The sequence below is a fragment of the Achromobacter veterisilvae genome (assembly GCF_900496975.1).
GTDB lineage: Bacteria > Pseudomonadota > Gammaproteobacteria > Burkholderiales > Burkholderiaceae_B > Achromobacter > Achromobacter veterisilvae.
Genome location: NZ_UFQC01000066.1, coordinates 1 through 19,152, shown reverse-complemented (window position 1 = coordinate 19,152; position 19,152 = coordinate 1). Strand labels below are relative to the sequence as shown.

Annotated in this window: 19 protein-coding genes; 10 read left to right on the top strand and 9 right to left on the bottom strand. The window is 66.6% G+C overall.

The genetic code is table 11. The annotated features are described in order from the left end of the window. From AVE30378_RS31320 to AVE30378_RS31300, 5 genes are all read right to left on the bottom strand, one after another. Positions 1–998: proline racemase family protein (locus AVE30378_RS31320; RefSeq protein ID WP_129246920.1), on the bottom strand; the 998-nt coding region annotated here is incomplete at its 3' end. Positions 999–1,035: 37 nt separating this feature from the next. Continuing rightward, positions 1,036–1,827 carry an ABC transporter permease gene (locus AVE30378_RS31315; RefSeq protein ID WP_129246918.1) on the bottom strand — a complete coding sequence of 264 codons (792 nt, stop codon included), beginning with the start codon at positions 1,825–1,827 and terminating at the stop codon, positions 1,036–1,038. Continuing rightward, positions 1,824–2,672, bottom strand: coding sequence for an ABC transporter permease (locus AVE30378_RS31310; protein WP_129246916.1), 849 nt, complete (start codon positions 2,670–2,672; stop codon positions 1,824–1,826). The genes AVE30378_RS31315 and AVE30378_RS31310 overlap by 4 nt, the downstream gene beginning before the upstream one ends. Continuing rightward, complete coding sequence (locus tag AVE30378_RS31305) at positions 2,669–3,721, bottom strand: ABC transporter ATP-binding protein (RefSeq protein WP_129246914.1); 1,053 nt, start codon at positions 3,719–3,721, stop codon at positions 2,669–2,671. The genes AVE30378_RS31310 and AVE30378_RS31305 overlap by 4 nt, the downstream gene beginning before the upstream one ends. A 13-nt stretch (positions 3,722–3,734) precedes the next feature. Further along, positions 3,735–4,787: an ABC transporter substrate-binding protein gene (locus AVE30378_RS31300; protein WP_129246912.1), complete on the bottom strand. Its 1,053-nt coding sequence runs from the start codon at positions 4,785–4,787 to the stop codon at positions 3,735–3,737. A 138-nt stretch (positions 4,788–4,925) separates the two neighbouring features. On the opposite strand from AVE30378_RS31300, the gene AVE30378_RS31295 reads away from it, so the two are divergent. The 6 genes from AVE30378_RS31295 to AVE30378_RS31270 all read left to right on the top strand — a co-directional run bounded on the left by AVE30378_RS31295 (position 4,926) and on the right by AVE30378_RS31270 (position 9,637). Further along, positions 4,926–6,053, top strand: a complete 1,128-nt coding sequence (locus AVE30378_RS31295; RefSeq protein ID WP_244235194.1) for a GlxA family transcriptional regulator — start codon at positions 4,926–4,928, stop codon at positions 6,051–6,053. Continuing rightward, a complete protein-coding gene (locus AVE30378_RS31290) occupies positions 6,050–6,760 on the top strand; it encodes a glutathione S-transferase (RefSeq protein ID WP_129246910.1) in 711 nt (236 codons plus the stop codon). Before AVE30378_RS31295 ends, AVE30378_RS31290 begins: the two co-directional genes overlap by 4 nt. 180 nt (positions 6,761–6,940) lie before the next feature. Next, entirely contained in the window at positions 6,941–8,302 is a 1,362-nt protein-coding gene (locus AVE30378_RS31285) for a methyl-accepting chemotaxis protein (RefSeq protein ID WP_129246908.1), read from the top strand. A 107-nt stretch (positions 8,303–8,409) separates the two neighbouring features. Continuing rightward, positions 8,410–8,634, top strand: a complete 225-nt coding sequence (locus tag AVE30378_RS31280) for a DUF1653 domain-containing protein (RefSeq protein WP_129246906.1) — start codon at positions 8,410–8,412, stop codon at positions 8,632–8,634. 4 nt (positions 8,635–8,638) lie between these two features. Further along, positions 8,639–9,259 (top strand): 3'-5' exonuclease, encoded by a 621-nt coding sequence (locus AVE30378_RS31275; RefSeq protein ID WP_129246903.1) that lies wholly within the window; start codon positions 8,639–8,641, stop codon positions 9,257–9,259. A 27-nt stretch (positions 9,260–9,286) separates the two neighbouring features. Continuing rightward, entirely contained in the window at positions 9,287–9,637 is a 351-nt protein-coding gene (locus tag AVE30378_RS31270; protein ID WP_129246900.1) for a nucleotide pyrophosphohydrolase, read from the top strand. 41 nt (positions 9,638–9,678) lie between these two features. On the opposite strand, the gene AVE30378_RS31265 is transcribed toward AVE30378_RS31270, so the two are convergent. After that, positions 9,679–9,969, bottom strand: a complete 291-nt coding sequence (locus AVE30378_RS31265) for an antibiotic biosynthesis monooxygenase family protein (RefSeq protein ID WP_129246898.1) — start codon at positions 9,967–9,969, stop codon at positions 9,679–9,681. A 477-nt stretch (positions 9,970–10,446) separates the two neighbouring features. On the opposite strand from AVE30378_RS31265, the gene AVE30378_RS31260 reads away from it, so the two are divergent. Together AVE30378_RS31260 and AVE30378_RS31255 are read left to right on the top strand one after the other, a co-directional pair. Continuing rightward, complete coding sequence (locus tag AVE30378_RS31260) at positions 10,447–10,917, top strand: hypothetical protein (protein ID WP_129246895.1); 471 nt, start codon at positions 10,447–10,449, stop codon at positions 10,915–10,917. A gap of 44 nt (positions 10,918–10,961) precedes the next feature. Continuing rightward, positions 10,962–11,636 carry a hypothetical protein gene (locus tag AVE30378_RS31255; RefSeq protein ID WP_129246893.1) on the top strand — a complete coding sequence of 225 codons (675 nt, stop codon included), beginning with the start codon at positions 10,962–10,964 and terminating at the stop codon, positions 11,634–11,636. Positions 11,637–11,672: 36 nt separating this feature from the next. Here AVE30378_RS31255 and AVE30378_RS31250 read toward each other — a convergent pair whose 3' ends face one another. Further along, entirely contained in the window at positions 11,673–14,093 is a 2,421-nt protein-coding gene (locus AVE30378_RS31250; RefSeq protein ID WP_129246891.1) for a DUF3772 domain-containing protein, read from the bottom strand. Positions 14,094–14,269: 176 nt separating this feature from the next. Next, the gene (locus AVE30378_RS31245; RefSeq protein WP_129246889.1) at positions 14,270–15,178 is read right to left on the bottom strand and encodes a LysR family transcriptional regulator; all 909 of its coding nucleotides are present in this window, start codon (positions 15,176–15,178) and stop codon (positions 14,270–14,272) included. 245 nt (positions 15,179–15,423) lie between these two features. Between AVE30378_RS31245 and AVE30378_RS31240 the strand changes: the two genes are divergently transcribed. Next, entirely contained in the window at positions 15,424–16,941 is a 1,518-nt protein-coding gene (locus tag AVE30378_RS31240) for an acetyl-CoA hydrolase/transferase family protein (protein WP_129246887.1), read from the top strand. 28 nt (positions 16,942–16,969) lie between these two features. Here the strand turns inward: AVE30378_RS31240 and AVE30378_RS31235 are convergent, their stop codons facing one another. Continuing rightward, positions 16,970–17,908 carry a LysR substrate-binding domain-containing protein gene (locus AVE30378_RS31235; RefSeq protein ID WP_129246885.1) on the bottom strand — a complete coding sequence of 313 codons (939 nt, stop codon included), beginning with the start codon at positions 17,906–17,908 and terminating at the stop codon, positions 16,970–16,972. A gap of 124 nt (positions 17,909–18,032) precedes the next feature. Here AVE30378_RS31235 and AVE30378_RS32950 point away from each other — a divergent pair, with 124 nt between their 5' ends. Further along, the gene (locus AVE30378_RS32950; RefSeq protein ID WP_244235193.1) at positions 18,033–18,359 is read left to right on the top strand and encodes a hypothetical protein; all 327 of its coding nucleotides are present in this window, start codon (positions 18,033–18,035) and stop codon (positions 18,357–18,359) included. Positions 18,360–19,152 lie beyond the last annotated feature (793 nt).

The window sequence follows — 19,152 nt, the reverse complement described above, 5'->3', positions numbered from 1 at the left end:
CCCGCGCCCACCGGGTCGTTCTTGTCGATGACCCAGCGCGCCGTGCCCAGGATGCTGGCCGTTCCCTTGACCGTGGGGCGCACGGCCCGGGTGCCGTTCAGGTCCACCTCGCCCAGCAGGCAGCCTTCGAATACGCCGCTGCCCAGCAGGCCTTCCGACTTGATCGGCTGGTTCAGGCCCATCTTTCCGCGGGCCTCGAACATGGCCATCATCGCGCTGGTGCCGGTGCCGCCGGGGGAGCGGTCCAGTTGGCCGGCGCTGAAGACGTGCACGTTCTTGTAGAACGCGCCTTCGATGGTCGGCTGGTGCCAGAAGGTGATGAAGTTCAGGTTGTTGATGTGCGCCTCGGTCGGATGCTGGATGCGCTGGCGGGCGTTCAACTGGTCGCGCACGATCAGGCCCATGCGGGACAGTTCGGTGCCGTTGTCGGGAGAAATCCGCAGGTCGCAGCCGGACAGATCGACGATGCCGAAGTAGTTGCCGCCCCAGACGATGTCGGCCGACAGTTTGCCGTAGCCGGGCAGTTCCACGGGAATGTCCTGCGCGGCCACGTACGCCGGCACGTTCTCGAAGCGCGTCCACAGCACGTTGTCGCCTTCGGATGCCACTTCCGACACGACCAGGCCGGCGGTGGTTTCGAAGCGGATCTTGGTAATGCCGTCCTTGCCGCGCGCCACCAGGCCGTGCGCGACCATGGCCATGCTGACGGCGATCGTGCCGTGGCCGCACATGTGCGAGTACTCGGTGCCGTCGATGTAGATCAGGCCGGCGTCGTATTCCGGGCTGGACGGCGGCGTGAGGAACACGCCGAACATATCCTTGTGCCCGCGGGGCTCGCGCATCAGGGCCTTGCGCAGCCAGTCGTAGTTCTGTTCCAGGAACGTCCGCTTTTCCAGGATGGTGGATCCGGGAGGATAGGGAATGCCGCTGTGCACGATGCACAGGGGCTCGCCTTCGGTATGGGTATAGATGACATCGAACGCGTCTTGCTTGCGCATGACTGTGGCTCCAGACAAGTAGGAAAGAGAAGAAGGTTTATTTGCCGCGTTCGGACAGCATGTCCAGCCCGACGGTCAAATCCAGGATGACGATGGCGATCACCGCGGCCACGATCGTGGCGCCCGATACGGCCGCGATGGTCGGATCTATCGTGTATTGCACATAGTTGAAGAGCTTCACGGGGATGGTGTTCAGGTCCGCCGTGGTGTTGAAGATGGACAGCTCCACGTTGATCCAGGAAGAGATGAACGCGAAGATCGAGCCGGTGACGATGCCCGGCCGGATCTGGGGCAGCACCACCAGGAAGAACGTGGTCCAGGGGTTGGCTCCCAGGTCGGCGGACGCCTCTTCCAGGGCGCGCTGTTCGGGCGTCAGCAGGGTCAGCGTGGACCGCAGCACGAAGGGCGCGATGATGACGATGTGCCCGATCAGGAGGGACAGGAAGCTGCGCGTCAGGCCGAAGTAGGCGCCGTATTGCAGCAGCGCCGCGCCCAGCACGATGTGCGGCAGCACCAGCGGCGACATCAGCACGGAGGCCAGCGCGGCCTTGCCCGGGAATTCGTACCGCGCCAGCGCCAGGGCGGCCGGCACCGTCAGCAGCACCGCCGCGGCCGTGGCCGCCAGCGCCAGCACGGTGCTGGTCGTGAACGCGGCGACGTAGCCGGCTTCGATCAGCAGCGTGCGGTACCACTCCAGCGTCCAGCCCTGGGGCGGGAACGCCAGATAGGGCGTGGCCGTGAACGAGGAGCCCAGGATGACCACGAGCGGCAGGGCCAGGTAGGCGAGCACGCCCAGCGCGAACAGGCGGATCAGGTGGCGGAGGATCATCGCGCGGCTCCAGGCAGGACGGCGACGCGGTTCGCCAGCGCGACCAGGATCAGGGTGAACACCAGCAGCACCATGCTCAGGGCGCCGCCGTAATGGAAGTCGAACACCGTGCTGTACTGCTGGAAGATCAGCATGGACAGCACCGACACGCGTCCGCCCGACAGCAGGGCCGGCGTGACGTAGGCGCTGACGGCAAGGGTGAAGACGATGATGGCGCCCGACACCACGCCGGGCAGCGTCAGCGGCCAGGTGATGTGGAAGAACGTCGCCGCGGGGCTGGCGCCCAGGTCGGCCGAAGCCTGTTCGCAGGCGGGGTCGACCCGGGCCAGCGCATTGCCCACCGCCAGCACCACGAAGGGCAGCAGCACGTAGACCATGCCGATCAGGATGCCGGTTTCCGTGCCGATGAAGCGCACCGGACGGTCCGCGGCGCCCACGCCGACCAGGGCCTGGTTGACCAGCCCGTTGCGGCCCAGCAGCACCATCCAGCCGAAGGCCCGCACGATGTTGCTGGTGAACAGCGGCACCACCAGCAGGATCACGCAGAAGCGGCGCCAGGCCTTCCAGCGCACCACGCGCACCAGGTACCAGGCCAGCGGATAGCCCAGGACCACGCAGGCGACCGTGGTGAAGAAGGCCAGCCGGAAGGTCACCAGGATCACGTCCCAGTGGTACTGGTCGGCCAGCACGCGCAGGTACTGCTGCGCGGTCGGCGTCAGGCCGTCGGGCCCGCCGGTGACGCTGGCCAGCGCCACCACCGCGAGCGGCGCCAGGAAGAACGCCGCGAAGAACAGCACGGGGGCCGCCAGCAGCAGGCCGGGCGAACGCCAGGCGCGGGCGGTCATGGCCGTTCACCGATCAGGTGCAGGCTTTCCGGCGCGAACGCCAGGCCGGCCGGGGCGCCGGGCACCAGTCCGGAGGGCGCGATGCCGCCGTGGCGGGCCACCACGGTCTGCCCGCCGATGTCCACGTGGATCATGCTGTGGCTGCCCACGTTGATCACGTCGGTCACGATGCCGGTCAGCCTGGCCGCCGCCGGGTCGTCGCTCAGGCGCAGGTCTTCCGGCCGCAGGACGGCGACGCCGCGCGCGGGCGCCGCCTTGCCGCGCAGCGGCACCCGCAGTCCCTGGGCATCCAGCAGCAGGGTGTCGTCGCCGCTGGCGGTATAGGGCATGAAATTGGCGTCGCCGATGAATTCGGCCACGAAACGCGTCGCGGGCTGCCGGTAGATATCGGTGCCCGTGCCCGTCTGTTCGATCTTGCCCGCGTGCATGACCACCACCCGGTCGGCCATGGTCATGGCTTCTTCCTGGTCGTGCGTGACGAAGATGAAGGCGATGCCCAGCCTGGCCTGCAGGTGCTTGAGTTCCAGTTGCATCCGCTTGCGCAGCTTCAGGTCCAGCGCGGAGAGGGGCTCGTCCAGCAACAGCAGCTTGGGCTGGTTCACGATGGCGCGGGCCAGGGCCACGCGCTGCTGCTGGCCGCCGGACATTTCGCGGGGATAGCGCGCCCCGAAGTCCGCCAGGCCCACCATGTCCAGCGCCGCGCGGGCGCGCTGCGCCGCCTCGGGCCGCGAGGCGCCCCGGCGGCGCGGCCCGTAGGCCACGTTCTCCAGCACGCTCATGTGCGGGAACAGCGCGTAGTTCTGGAATACCGTGTTCAGCGGACGATGATGGGCCGCCAGGCGGCTGATGTCCCGGCCCTCGATCAGGATGCGGCCCGACTCGGGCTGCAGGAATCCGGCGATCGAGCGCAGCAGGGTGGTCTTGCCGCAGCCGCTGGGGCCCAGCAGCGCCACGAATTCACCCTGCTGGATTTCCAGGTCGATGCGGTCCAGCGCCTGGTAGGCGCCAAAGCGCATCGACACGGCTTCGATGGTAAGCAAAGCGGACATGTTCGGCCCCGGTCTAGCGCTTGCGGGCGACCTGGCGGTTCCAGGCGTCCGTGACCTCGGCGCGGCGGCTGTTGATGAGGTTCCAGTCGAACAGGCTGAGGTTCTTCACCGAGCCGTCCGCGCCCCAGGGCAGCTTGCGGGCGACGTCCTTGGGCACCTGCACGTCCTTGACCGCCGGGCCCAGGTAGAGGCGCGCGGCCAGGCATGCGGCGGCGTCCTGCGTCAGGGCGGCGTCGATGAACTTCTGCGCCGCGGCCTTGTTCGGCGCGCCCTTGACCAGGTGCAGGCGCGCATCCGTGGCCCAGGCGCCTTCCTTGGGCACGGCAAAGCCGATGGGCAGGCCCTTGTCGATCAGGTCCCAGGCGCCCACGTTGAAGTGCGCGCCGATGATGGCTTCGCCGCTCTGGTAGGCGTTGGTGGCGGCGCCGGAACTGTCGAAGAACAGCGCGGTGTCGAGGCTGGCGAGCTTGGCATACAGCGGCGCCAGGTTGGACGGGTCGATGGAGAAGACCCGGGCCAGGAAGAACACGAACGGCACGCCGGACGAATTCGCCGGAGAGGGAATGGCGACGGCGCCGGCGTACTCGGGCTTCCACAGGTCCTTCCAACTGGTCGGCGGCTGCGGCACTTCCTTGGTGTTGTAGGCCACGCCCAGCGAGTAGTAGCCGGTGCTGACGGCGTAGGCCGCGTCGCCGCCGCGGTACACGCCCTGGTCGATCACGTTCTTCAGGTTGGGGATGGCGGCGGGGTCGAGCGCGTCCAGCACGCCGGCCTCGGCGGCCAGTTCGCTGATGCCGCCGTCCATCCAGGCGACGTCGATCGTGGGCGCGCCCTTCTGCTGCTGCAATTTCGCCAGCGTCGTCGTTGAGGTGCCGACCTCCGGCACGACGGCCACGCCCGTCGCCTTGGTGTAGGGTTCGGCGACGCAGGTGCGGAAGGCGTCGCCCCAATTGCCGCCGTACCAGGCGACGGTGATTTTCTGCTGCTGCGCCAGCGCCTGGCTGGCCACCAGCAGTCCGGCGCCCATCAGGGCGGCGCGGACGGCGCTGCGGGTAAGTGTTGCCATGTCGGTATCCCCTTGTGAATTTGCCGGCCCGCTCCGGTGCTTCCCGGCGGGCGCGGATACGGTGCTACAAGCGCATCTTGGGCGATCCCAGGGAAAACCAGCTTGAAGGCGCGGGACATAAACTTGAATAATTGCGACATGGATACCGCCACATTCGCCGCGCCCGCGCCTTTTCCCTATGACGACGGCGCCCGCGAGCCATCCCAGGGGAAACCCGCACTGACCGTCGGCATCGTGCTGCTGGACCAGTTCACGCTGGCGGCCTTCGCGGGCCTGGTGGACGTGCTGCGGCTGGCGGGCGACCACGGCGGGCGCAGCCGCCAGATCCACACGGCATGGCGCGTCATGAGCTGGGACGGCAAGCCGCGCCGCTCCAGCGCGGGCCTGACGATAGACGTGGCCGACAGCCTGCCCGACGACCTGTCCCAGTTCGACTACGTGGCGGTTTGCGGCGGCAACGACTATTTCAATGAACGCATGCCCGAGCGCCTGCGCGACTGGCTGCGGCGGGCGGCCGCGCAACGCGTGCGGCTGCTGGGCATTTGCACCGGCACGTTCGCGCTGGCGCAGGCCGATGTGATCGGGCCGCGCACGGTCTGCGTGCATTGGAATGTGCTGGACACCTTCCGCGAGCGGTTTCCGCAGACCCGCGCGGTGGTGGACCGACTGTTCGTGGACGAGGGCGACCTGATTTCCTGCGCGGGATCCACGGCCGCCATCGACCTGGCCCTGTATCTGGTGGCCCGGCATTGCGGGCGCGACAAGGCCCAGCAGGCCGTGCGGCACATGATGCTGCAGGGCGCGCGGTCCGGACGCGTGCCGCAGGCCCATTTCCATACGGACCTGTCGGGCATCCAGGACCTGCGGGTCCGCCAGGCCGCGCACTTCATGGAGCAGCGCATCGACAGCCCGCCGCCGCTGGACGCGATCGCCCGGTATGTCGGCGTGGGGCGCAGGCAGCTCGAGCGCGCGTTCCGCGTGGCCACCGGCATGTCGCCCATGGCGTTCCAGCGGCAGTTGCGGCTGGAGTACGGTAGCTGGCTGCTTTTGAACAATCCCGGCAGCATCACCCAGATCGCGCTGGACTGCGGGTTCGCGGACGGCGCGCATTTTTCGCGCGACTTCCGCGCGCATTTCGGCCTGTCCCCCAGGCAGTACCAGCAGGCACGCGGCGTGCTGGCGGCCAGACACGAAGGCGAGATCAGCGTATTTCCCACCCAGGACGAGCAAACCCAGGCCTTCATCGACAGGAAGGAGACGGCATGACTTACGACCTTTGGTATTGGGACGGCATTCCCGGGCGCGGGGAGTTCGTGCGCCTGGCGCTGGAGGCGGGCGGCATTCCGTACCGGGAATGCGCGCGCGAGCCCGGCGCGGACGAAAACACGCTGGTCGAGGACTTGCGTTCCGACCGCAGGCATCCGCCGTTCGCGCCGCCCTACCTGGTCGCGGGAAAAATGACGCTGGGGCAGACCGCCAACATTCTGTTGTTCCTCGGGGAAAAGCACGGCTTGGCGCCGGATTCCCTCGAAGGCCGCCTATGGGTGAACCAGTTGCAGCTCACCATCGCGGACATGGTGGCCGAAGCGCACGATACCCATCATCCCATCTCCGCCAGCGAATACTACGAAGACCAGAAGGAAGAGGCGGCGCGGCGCGCGAGCGGCTTTCGCGAAGAGCGGATGCCCAAATTCCTGGAGTACTTCGAACGGGTGCTGGACGGGCCCCAGGCCTGGCTGGCCGGCGGCAAGCGCTGGACCTACGTGGATCTGTCTTTGTTCCACCTGGTCGACGGCCTGCTCTACGCCTTCCCCAAGCGCATGGCCACCCTGGCGGTGCACTATCCGAACGTCATGGCGCTGCATGCGCGCGTGGCGGCGCTGGAGGCGTTGCAGGCCTATTTCGGAAGCGGCAGGCGCCTGCCTTTCGGGGAAGGTATTTTTCGCCGCTATCGCGAATTGGACGCGGCTTGAGTCCGTGTTAACCCTGGTGTTGCCGGACGCCATTTTTTTATGAGACGCCTGGAATACCTTGAGGGCCGTTCATTTTTAGGATTAAATGTTTGCTAATTGATACGCCAATATATCCATTTGTGTCATAACGGCGTGGCCGGGCGGCAGCCGGCCAGGCAGACCCCGGCAGGAGACGCCACCATGAAATGGATCACCCTCGGCCCATTGTTCCGCACGGACCGCGGCCTGCAGAAGGCGGACATGCATGGGCAGATCGCGGCGATCAATAATGTCCAGGCCGTCGTGGAGTTCGATCTGGACGGCCACGTGCTGGCCGCGAACCGGAATTTCCTGGACACCCTGGGCTATACGCTCGACGAAATCGTGGGGCGCCACCACCGCATGTTCGTCGATCCCGACGAGCGCGAGTCGGCCGGCTACGCGGAATTCTGGAACAAGCTGAGGCAGGGCGCGCACGATGCCGGGCGCTACCGCCGGATTCGCAAGGACGGGCGCGACGTCTGGCTGCAGGCGTCCTACAACCCTATTTTCGACAATCGCCAGCGGTTGATGAAAGTGGTCAAGTATGCCGTCGACATCACCGGGCAGCAGCAGCGGCAGGCGGACGTCGAAGGCCAGTTGGCGGCGATTTCCAAAGTGCAGGCCATCGTCGAATTCGAGCTCGACGGCACCATCATCCGCGCGAACGAATTGTTCCTGGACGCGGTGGGCTACCGGGCCGACGAGGTGCGCGGGCGGCACCACAGCATGTTCGTCCCGCCCGAGGAGGCGCGCGGCGCCGCGTACAAGGAATTCTGGCGCAAGCTGCGCAGCGGCGAATACGACACCGGGCAGTACTTGCGCCTTGGCAAAGGCGGCCGCCAGGTCTGGATCGAGGCCAGCTACAACCCGATCTTCGACGCCGAAGGCCGCCCGTTCAAGATCGTGAAGTACGCCACTGACATCACCAGGCGCTTTACCGCCGCCCAGACCTTGCGCGTCGCCGTCCAGGGGCTGACCGAGAACGCCGACCGCGCCGGGCAAGCCAATACGCTGGCGCTGGACGCCTGCCGGGTGGCCGAACAGGGCGGCCATACCGTGCAGGAGGTGGTGAAGACGATGGGCGACATCACCCAAAGCTCGCGGCGCATCTCGGAAATCATCGGGGTCATGGACGGGATCGCCTTCCAGACCAACATCCTGGCGTTGAACGCCGCCGTCGAGGCCGCCAGGGCCGGTTCGCATGGCAAGGGGTTCGCCGTCGTGGCGGCCGAGGTCCGCAGCCTGGCGCAGAACAGCGCGGCGGCGGCCAAGGAAATCAAGGGTTTGATCACGTCGTCGGTCCAGCAAATCGAGGGCGGGGCGCGCCAGGTCCAATCGGCGGGCACTACCATGGACGATATCGTGGCCTCGTCCCGCCGCGTCACCGAAATCATGGCGGCGGTGGTGGAGGAATCCCTGGCCCAGTCCGCCAAGCTCGGCGACGTCACGGAGGACATTACCCAGCGGGCCGGCGAGCCGGGGCGCGCGGCGCCGCCCGAATTGCAGTACGTGCGCTGCTGACGGCCGGCCCGCGCCGGCCCGATGCGCTATAAAGACGGTATTGTCTGAACCCGCAGGCCCGGGCAGGAACCCTACCGCCCGGGCCGCGCCATTTGCGGCAACCGTCCATGACCGAATCCGAAGCCCTGGCTCTCGCCTCGCACCGCCATTACAAGGGCGGCCTCTATCTCTACCAGGGCACCGCCCGCCATTCCGAAACCGAGGAATCCATGGTTGTGTACGAACATCTGTGGCCTCACGAGCGCGGGCTGTGGGTGCGCCCCGCGGCGCTGTTCTTCGGCCAACTGGCAGACGGCTCGCCCCGTTTCGCGCCTTTGCGGCCGGCGGAGTAAGGCCGTGACGTTCTTCTACCGGCGGCCGCGCGCAAGCGGTGCGGGGCCCGTCCGCGCGGCGGCGGGGCGCAAGGCGGGAACCGAGGCGCTGGCCGAGGCGCTGCGGGCCTTGCGCGGCCCATTCATCGTGGCCGACCTGGAAACCACCGGCCTGTCCACGGCCACCTGCGAGATCCTGGAGTTCGCCGCCGTCCGCGTGGACGCGTCGGGCGCGCACGAGCGGGAATACACGCAGGTGGTGCGCACGCGCGGCCCGGTCCCGTCTTTCATTACCCGGTTGACCGGCATCACGCAGGCGGAAGTCGACCGCCACGGTGTGCCCGTGGTGCAGGCGTTTTCGTCCTTCCTGGATTTCGTGGAAGACCTGCCCGTGTTTTTCCACAATGCCTCTTTCGACCGGCGCTTCCTGGGGGCCGCCGCGGACCAGACCGGCCTGCCGTTTTCGAATGCCACCCATTGCACGCTGGCGCTGGCGCGGCGCGCCTGGCCCGAACTGCCTTCGCACAAGCTGGAGATCCTGGCTCGCCACGTCGGCGCCTCGGATCCCACCCACCGGGCGCTGGCCGACGTGCGCACTACGGTCGCCGTCGCGCTGGCGGCCAGCGCGCGGCTGGCGGCGGCCTGACGCGCCCATTTCAACTCAGGAGCCGCGATGTCCGACCTGGAACAGATCAGACTTGCCGTCCGCCGCTTCGCGGTGGAACGGGATTGGCAGCCCTTCCATTCGCCGAAGAACCTGGCCATGGCCCTGGCGGGCGAGGCGGGAGAACTGGTGTCGCTGTTCCAGTGGCTGAGCGAGGCCGAATCGCGCGGCATGCCGCCCGAGCGGCTGGCTGAAGCGGCCGACGAGATCGCGGACGTGCAGATGTACCTGGTCGCGCTGGCGGACCAGTTGAGCATCGATATCGCCGATGCCGTGGCGGGCAAGATGGTGAAGAACGCGCGGAAATATCCGGCGGATCGTTTTCGCGGCAGCGCGCGCAAATACAACGATCCGCTCTAGGGCCTGTTCACGCTGAAAGGGGTTGCGCGCAGGCCCGGGCGTCAGAGCACTTTCTGTTCGTGATGCACCTGCGGCGGTTCGACGAAAAAGCCCGCCACCAGCCTGCGCCATTCCTGGAAGTCCGTGGACTCGCGGAAATCCACCATGTGGTTTTCCACCGTTTCCCAGTCCACGACCAGCGTGTAGTGCTGCGGCTGCTCGATGCTGCGGTACAGCTCCATGCCGTGGCATCCGCGGGCCCGCAAGAATAGCGGCTTCGCTTGCGCGACGCCCGCTTCGAACAGCGCTTCCTGTCCTTCGCGGACGTGGATGCCGGCAATCTCCTGGATCATGATTCTGTCTCCGTGCGACGAATGGGCCGGGTAGCGCCCGGCGGCGGGGATAGTATGGCCGAAAAATCCGCATTCAGCCCGCCGAAAGGCTGGAGCCGGGCGGGCGCCGATTCCGCCGGGCCGAGTCGCTCGGGCGCGCTAGGGAAGTTGCCCGAGCCGCGGGCCGCCGCTCCCATCCATAAAGTTGAGTTCCTCCGCGCGCGCGATTCGTCCCGCGCATTGCGCGTCGTCCATATGCATGGCGCGGCGCGCGTTATCCGCGCATTTGGCCGGAAGTGTTACCGCCTCCGCTCGTCCAGCAGGATTCGGTCGCCCGTTTAGCCGATATCGACATGCCTAGGACGGCGCAATCATTCCGTACCAATACGAAAGTCCCAAGCCTTTCGTCATTGCACGCATGGCTGGGAGGTAACGGTCCGCGCCGGTCGGCCACCGGCAACCGTGTATCCGTGCCCGCACGGATCAGGAGGAGCTCAAATGAAAAAGCTCGCAGCAATCGCCGCGTTGTCCTTGTTTGCCGCCACGGCCTATGCCACCGGCCCGGTCGGCGGGTCCGTGACGGGCCATGCCGGCGCCATCAACGGCACCGCGTCATCCATTTCCACCGGCAGTTCCGCGGTGTCCACCCAGATCAACGGCTACGGCTTTTCGAGCCAGACATCGTTCGGCAGCACGGGCGGCATCGCGGAAGTCGGCGGAACCTTCAGCCGCGACGGCACGCAAGTCGTGACCAGCACGCGCCAGTACGCCAATAGCGAGTCATACGGCCATGTATCGGGCAATGCCCCCATCATGGTCGGCGACAGCATCGCCAACGGCGGCGCCACGTTCGGGCAGACGGAAACCAGCGCGTCGGCCACGGGGTCGTTCCATGCGGCGAATGTGGGTGGGTTCGGGTCGATACACGGCATCGGCGCGGTGGGCCATGTCGCAGGGTTCCATCACTGACCCAATTATCCGGACGGCTTCGGCCGTCCGGGCGAGGGAACATCATGAAGACTATAGTGCTTGCCATTTCCCTGTCGCTGGCGGCGTTTTCCGCCGGGGCCCAGACCAGCAGTTCCAGCGCCACGACCTCGGCATCGTCGGGTTCGACCAATGCCGGCAACAACCAGGGCATTACGCTCAACTCCAACAATAGCGGATCCAGCACCCTGCGCTCGGCGCCGCCCGTGGGCGGCCAGAGTTTCTATGGTTCTTTTTCATCCGATAGCTGCATGGTGTCCGCCGGGGGAGGCGGTTCCGTGGTGGGCTTCGGCATGAACGTCGCCGTCCCGATCGAGGACCAGAAGTGCAGTTTGCGGCGCAACTTCGAACGCACCATGCAGGCCGCCGCGTCCACCAAGGACGCCGACCGCGCGCGCCGCCTGGAAACCGCCGCCATCGACATCCTGTGCCAGACGGACGACCGCACCAAGGCCGCGCTGGTGGCGCAGGGGCTGTGCACCAATCCCGCGCTGACCACCGCCGATCATCGTTTCGACAACGGCGCGGTCGCCCAGGTCGCGCCGTCGGCGCCGGTCCTGGCCGAGACGCCTCCGCCCTCGCAGCCCACGGCGCAGGCCTATCCGGTGCGGTCCGTCCAGAGCGCCGCGCTGGCGTCGCCGCCATTGCGCAATCCCCGGCTCGACAGGCAGACCTTCGCCGACCTGTATTCCCCCGGTTGAGGCCGGACGCCATGTCCGGCCGGAACCGCGCGGCGTCTAGGGGGCGGCCGGCGGCGGAACCGCCGCGGGAGCCGCCGCCTGCGCCGCCGGCGATTGCGGGGCCGGCGCGAGCAGCATGGTGGGCGGGGACGACACTTCCAGTCCCGCGTCGTGCAGCCGCTTGAGCACGGTGAACAGCAAGGCGCTGCGCACGCCATAGGCCGCCCGGGGCGAGGATACGTAGCCCTTGGCGTTGAAGATCAGGTGGCCGCCTTCGATGCCGTCGAGGAACACGTTGGGCGCCGGCGCGTCCAGCACGTCCTCGTGGTCCGCGAAGGCCTGCAGGATCAGTTCGCGCACGTGTTCCGCGTCGGTGGACAGCGGCAGGGGCATCTTGATCTGCACCAGGCCCAGCGGATTCGAGCGGGTGACGTTGCGCACGGTCTTGGTGACGAACTCCGAATTCGGGACGATCACCGTCGAGCGGTCCCCCATCTGGATTTCCGTGGCGCGGACGTTGATGCGCAGGATGTCGCCCTCCACGCCGCCCAGGGATACCCAGTCTCCCACCTTGACCGGACGTTCGGCCAGCAGGATCAGGCCGGAAACGAAATTCTGGACGACCGCCTGCAGGCCGAAACCGATACCCACCGACAGCGCGCTGGCGATCCACGCCACGCGTTCCAGCCCGATGCCCGCGGCCGACAGCGACAGCGCCACGGCGACCACGAAGCCCGCATAGCCGAACAGCGTGGCGGCCGACAACTGCATGCCCGGATCCAGTTCGGTGGTGGGCAGGTAGCGGTTGGACAGCCACCGCTTCAGCACCTTCACGCTGAGCAGGGACAGCGCCAGAACCAGCAGCGCCTGCAGGACGGCGCCGGGGCGGATCTGCGCTTCGCCGATGGCCAGGCCCTTGCGCAACTGGTCGAAGCGCTGCAGCAGATCCATCGGCGCTTCGCCGAAAGGCGCCAGCAGCAGGACGATGGCAAGCAGTCCGACGGCCACCCGTCCGACGCCCGACAGCAGCACCGCGGCCTGGTCGCGCATGCTGGGCGCTTCCTGTTCGCCGCCGTCGCGGTGCGCACTGCCCAGCAGCGTGCCGAAACCGTCTTCGATCAAGGTGGACGCCAGGTACGCGGAAGCCAATACGATCAGCACCCACAGCACCTGCTTGACCAGGAAACTGCCGAACGCCACGTATCCGGCCAGCAGGCTGGCAAGGCTGAGGACCAGCACGGTCCAGATGGCGGTCAGCAGCAGCGACAGCCAGAACGGGATGGGCGCGTCGTTTTCCTGCATCGCCTGCCGGCGCAGCCGGCGGCCGATGGCGAGCACCGCGCCTATCATCGCCATGGTCATGACGGCGACGATGCCGGTCAGCGTGATCGTCGTGGTCAGGCTGGCGTTGAGCAGCACGGGCAGGCGCTCGGCCAGCCAGATCATCACCACCAGCACGCCCAGCACGCCGGGCAGCCAGCGCAGCCGCGTCGCCACGGCGTCGCTGATCGGGGGCAGGCGCCACGACGGCCGGTTCGAGGACAAGAGGGCATAGCCCAGTCCCGATACGTATCCGCCGAAACAGACCGTCGCCACCAGGTTCGCCAGCAGGGACGAGGTGTTGTCGGTCAACTGCGAGTTCCAGTCCAGCCCGATGTGGATCAGCAGCGCGATGACGCCGGGCGTGGCCACGGCCAGGACCACGTGGGCGACCGCCAGGAACGAGCGCCGCAGGCGGCCGGGGGGAACGCGAGTGGCGGTCAGGCGCAGCAGGATGCGGCCGATCCAGACGCGCAGGGCGATCGCCAGCGCGGCCGCCGTCGCCAGGAGCAGCCAGCCCCATTTCGGCGTTTGCCCGACGGCGGCCGACAGGTCGTCGCCCAGGGCTTTCAAACGATCGAGATCGCGCGGGAATTCTTCCCGGAACTCCGTCCAGAACGCGCCGGAGAGAAAAGAGTCCCGCCGTTCTCCCAGGCGCGCCTGGAACTGCGTGCGCCGCTGGGCGGAGATCTGTTCGGCGGCCTGGCCGGCGTCCACGGACAGCAGCCTGGCCAGCTTGATCTGCGCATCCAGCGCCCGGCTGCTTTTTTCCAGTTGCATGCGCTGGGCAGCCACGTCGGGCGTTTCCTTGACGCCTTCCGGCGGCGAACCCAATTCGCTCAGCTTGGCCGTTACGCTGGCCAGTTGCGGCGTCAGGGCCTCGGCCGCCGCATCGGCCTTGGATTGGATGTCCAGCGCGTCGCCGCGCTGTTTCACCAGGCTGGCGTCATCGGTTTCGTCGGCGACGCGCTTGCGGATGTCGTCGATCTGCTTGCGCGCCGAGGCCAGCATGGTTTCCGTGTCGGCGGGCGTGGGCGGCGCCGCCGCGAAGGCGGGCATCAGGAACAGCGCCAGCAGCAATGCCGCGATCGACGCGGCAAAGAAAGACGCGCGCGCGCGTCGAGCCCGCAAGGGCAGGAGAAGGGTGGTCGGTGTCATGTTTTTGGGCGAGTGGCTCGCATCGAGGCGGCAGCATAACAAGCCGCCGTCCCGCCCGTTGCAACAAAACTGCTGCTTTGGCCCCATTTGAATCGGCCTGCGATCCCGGCGAAAGGCCGCTCTGCGGGCGCCGTTGCCCGCAATCCAAGTTTACGAGGCCAACGTTTGGATTCAACTCAGGCCCGGGCCGGCGCCTTTTTCGGCTTGCCCAGCACCTCGTCGCACACTTCCAGCCAGGCGCGCGCGGCGAAGGACAGGTAGCCGGCGTGCTGCCAGATATGGCCCACTTCCCATTGCAGGCCCGATTTGGCCAGTTTCGCCGTGCTCAGCCCGCGCGTCTTCATGCGTTGCATCAGCGGTTCGGGCAGCAGCGCCACGCCCAGGCCGGCGGAAGCCATGGCCACCAGGAAATCCCAGTGGGCGCTCTGCGCCGCGATGCCGGGCTGGAAGCCGGCGTCGGCGAAGGCTTGCCGCAAGCGGCGCGTCATGGCGAAGTCGTCCGTGGGGATCAGGAGCCGCGCGTCGCGCAGCGCGCTCAGCGGCAACGAGGTCTTGCCCGCCCAGGGCGCATCGGGCGGACCGATCACCCAGATGGGGTAGCTGCCGAAGGGTTGGGCGGCCAGTCCGCCGTCGGGCGCGATCGGCAGGATGGTCGCGCCCACTTCCAGTTCGCCGCTGGCGACCAGGCCTTCGACGGCCTGGCCCGTGCCTTCGCGCAAGGTCAGGTGTATGCCCGGGTGCCGTTCGCGGAAGCGTTTCACAACCGGGGTGAACAGCAGGTTGATCATGGGCGGGATGCCGACTTCCAGCGCGCCGCGGCGCAAGTCGGTGGTCTGGCGCAATTCCTCGGCCAGTTGGCGCATGGTCTCCAGCACCTGCAAGCCGCGCTGGTACATGACCTGGCCGGTGTCGGTGGGACGGGCCGTGTGGCCGTCGCGGATCAACAGCGGGGTGCCCGCTTCCTCCTCCAGTTGGCGAATCATCTTGCTGACGGTCGACTGCGTCACGAACAGCGCCTTGGCCGCCTGGGTGAAGCTGGCATGCCTGACGGTTTCCACGAAATACCGCAATGCGCGCACGTCCATGGCCGGCGGCCTCCCTTCGCGCGATGCGCGCAAACAAGAAAACGATGAAAAAAACGACTGATTTGGATGATTTTAAGTCATTACGAGATTTGGGCCGGCCTTCCTATACTGCGGAAAATTCGTCCCGGCGCCGGCAGGATCCGGCCGCGGGACCTCGGGAAACGCCGCGTCAGACGGTGCCTGGGCGCAGAGGCGGCATCGCCGCGCCCGGCCGCGAGCCGTTGGCCCTTAAATCTGGAGACACCATGCATCTCGACCGTATCCGCCACCCTGGGCTGCGCGCCAAGATCACCTCCGCCGATCAGGCGGCCCTGCTGGTTCAGGACGGCATGACCGTCGGAATGAGCGGTTTCACGCGCGCCGGCGACTGCAAGTCGGTGCCCGCGGCGCTGGCGGCCCGCGCCGAGCGCGAGCCGCTCTCCATCACCCTGATCACCGGCGCCTCGCTGGGCCATGACACCGACAAGATGCTGGCGCAGGCCAACGCCCTGGCGCGCCGCATGCCGTTCCAGGTCGACACGACCTTGCGCCGCAAGATCAACCAGGGCGAAATCGCCTTCATCGACCAGCACTTGTCCGAGACCGTCGAACAACTGCGCGCGGGCCATATCGGCCCGATCGACGTGGCCATCATCGAGGCCGCGGCGATCACCGAGACCGGCGCGATCGTGCCGACGATGTCGGTGGGCAATTCCGCTTCGTTCGCGCAACAGGCGGACAAGATCATCATCGAACTGAACATGGGCATGCCCGGCGCCATCGAAGGCCTGCACGACATCTACGTGCCCGGCGACAGGCCGGCGCGCCAGCCCATCGGGCTGGTGTCGGCCGACCAGCGCATCGGCCAGCCTTTCATCGAGGTGGACCCGGCCAGGATCGCCGCCATCGTCATCACGCACGAACCGGACAGCCCATCCAACGCCTTGCCGCCCGACGCGGAAACCAATGCCATCGCGGGCCATATCAATGCCTTCCTGCGGCGTGAAGTCGATGCCGGCCGCCTGACCGATTCCCTGTTGCCGCTGCAGGCGGGCATCGGCACCATCGCCAATGCCGTGCTGCATGGATTCGAATCGTCCAGCTTCCAGAACCTGACCATGTATTCGGAAGTGCTGCAGGACAGCGCGATCGAACTGCTGGACCAAGGCAAGCTCGCGTTCGCCTCGGCGTCCTCCATCACGGTGTCCAAGCCCGTCTACGAGAAGATCCTGGCCAACATGGAGCACTACCGCGAGCGCATCGTGCTGCGCCCGCAGGAGATCAGCAACGCGCCGGAGATCGTCCGCCGGCTGGGCATCATCGCGATCAATACCGCGCTGGAATTCGACATCTACGGCAACGTGAATTCCACGCACGTGGGCGGCACGCACATGATGAACGGCATCGGCGGGTCGGGCGACTTCGCGCGCAACGCGCACCTGGCGATTTTCGTGTCGAAGTCCATGGCCAAGAACGGCGACATTTCCAGCGTGGTGCCCATGGTGTCCCACGTGGACCACACCGAGCACGATGTGGACGTGCTGGTCACCGAATGCGGGCTGGCGGACTTGCGCGGGCTGGCGCCGCGCGAACGGGCGCGCGCCATCATCCAGAATTGTGTGCACCCGTCCTATCGCGACGCCCTGCAGGACTATTTCGATCGCGCCTGTGAACGCGGCGGCCAGACCCCGCACCTGCTCGAGGAAGCGTTCTCGTGGCACCAGCGGTTCAACGAAACGGACTCGATGCAGCCTTCGAAGCCGGCTGCGCGCAAGGTGGCCTGAGGCCAGGCCCCGGCGGCTGGCGCCGCCGTTACTTCGCCCGCGGCTCCTGGTCCGGCTCGGGATCGGGAGTGACCAGGCTGCGGCGGGACATTTCCAGCTCGTCGCGCAGCCATTGCTTCAGCGCGACCAGCGGCCCCCAGTCGCGCAGGCTGGGGCGATAGACCAGGTGATACGTCTGCGCCTGTTCATAATGGACGCTCACCGGGGAAACCTGCACCAGCCGCCCGGCGCACAGCGCGTCCGCGGCGAGCAGTTCGCGCCCCAGCGTGATGCCGAGTCCCTGCTCGGCGGCCTGCAGCATCATGCCCGCGTCATTGAACGACGCCACCGGCGTGACGGGCGTGCGCAGTCCGGCGGCGTTGAACCAGTGTTGCCAGATCTCGCGTTCGCCCAGCAGGGGCTGCCGCGCGAGGGTTTCCGGCGTATTGTCGGGAAGCGCGGCCGCCGTTTCCGGCGACGCCAGGACAATCAGCGGCAACGGCATGTCGAACAGGGGTTCCGATTCCACGCCCGCCCAGGGGCCGCGTCCGAAACGCAGCGCCGCGTGGAATCCGTCGCGCAGCAGATCCGCGACCTGTTGGGAAGAGTCGATCTCCAGCGCCAGGCCGGGATTGCGGGTCCGCCACCGGGCCATCCGCGGCAGCAGCCAGCGCTGCGCGAAAGAAGGCAGCACCGACACCCGCAAGCGCTGTTCGCTGCCGGTGGCGGCGGCCGACGCCGCAAGCACCCCTTCATCCAATTGAGTCAAAGCGCCTTGGACTGCGCACAGCAGGGCGGCTCCGGCCGTATTCAGGACGATGCCCCGCCCGCTGCGTTCGAACAGCGGAAAGCCCAGTTGTTCTTCCAGCCCCTTGATCTGCTGGCTGACCGCGCTATGGGTCAGGTGCAGCCGTTCCGCTGCCGCACGCAGGTTCTGCAATTCGGCCACTGCGCGGAAAGCGGGGAGGGTATTCAGAGGCAAACGCATGGGGGCGATCCGAGGATGACTTGATTGGTCAGCATACCTTACCGATAACCCGAGAACAATTCGATTTTCATCAGGAGGTTGGCCTATTACGCTTACCAAACGCGTATTCCATACGGAGCCCACCATGTCAGCGCAAACCTGCCCCTCATCTTCCGCTTCATTCATGCCGCTGCCCACCGAGCGGAACCAGCCCGCCCTGCACGGCAACGGCATTGCCGCCACGGCGGCCCGCGCGGATCTGGAACAGGCGGCGTCCTCCGGCGGCGGTTTCCTCGGCCGGATATGGGCCGCCTATCGCAAACATCGCAACGAAGCACGGCTGCGCAGCCTGGCGAAAGAGCTGGATGAACACATGCTGCGGGATGTAGGCGCGCCCAATTGGCTGGTCAACGAAGCCGCCGTGGAGCGGGACCTGACGCGGCTTCGCGACGTGAACTACCTGCGCTGGTAAACGCAGGCCTGCCGCCGCCGTGCCGCGGCCCCTTCCGTTCCCCTCTCTCTATATATATAGAAGGTGGGCCCAGCGGAAGGGGCCGCGTCCGTTGTGAAAACTTGTGCTATAGTCTCGCTCCTTCGCGGTTCGGGCAGTTTTTCGAAGCGCGGGGCCAAGCAAGCATCATTGCATGGATAGCGCGAATCAGACAGAAGTCAGTTGCGCCGTTCGAAACAATATGCTATAGTCTTGGGCTTGGCTGGTGAAGCGAACCAAGGGTTTACCCTTACGAATCATTAGCCACCCGAAGTGACCGGCCCCTGGTTTCAGGGCGATGGCAAGGCTGGAGGTTCAGCGGCGCCGCGGGTTGCAAGATAGGATGCAAATTAGGCAAAAGCCGGTTGCATAATCTGCAAAAGTCGTGTTATAGTTTCGGGCTTGGCAGTTGCCGAAAATTTAGGGTTTACCCTGATGTTTCGATAGCTGCTAAAGAGGAAAAGGTCTTGAAGAGGCCGCGGCAAGAAAGCATAGCGAACCCCGCGAAGCTGACTTGACAAGCGATAAAAACTTCTTCATAATCTCGTTTCTCTGCTGCTGACACAGCGAACGACGCGAAAGCGTCGGGCCAGTCGGCAGGCAGTGCAGAATTTGCAGTACCGCTCTTTAACAATTAAACAACCGATAAGTGTGGGCGCTTGATGCGGGTGCGGTGATGGGTTGAGATTTAAACCTCAGCTTTATCACAAGCACAATGAAATCAAGTGCTCACTAGAAGTGAAGTACCTTAGATGTCAAGTCTAAGCACATACCT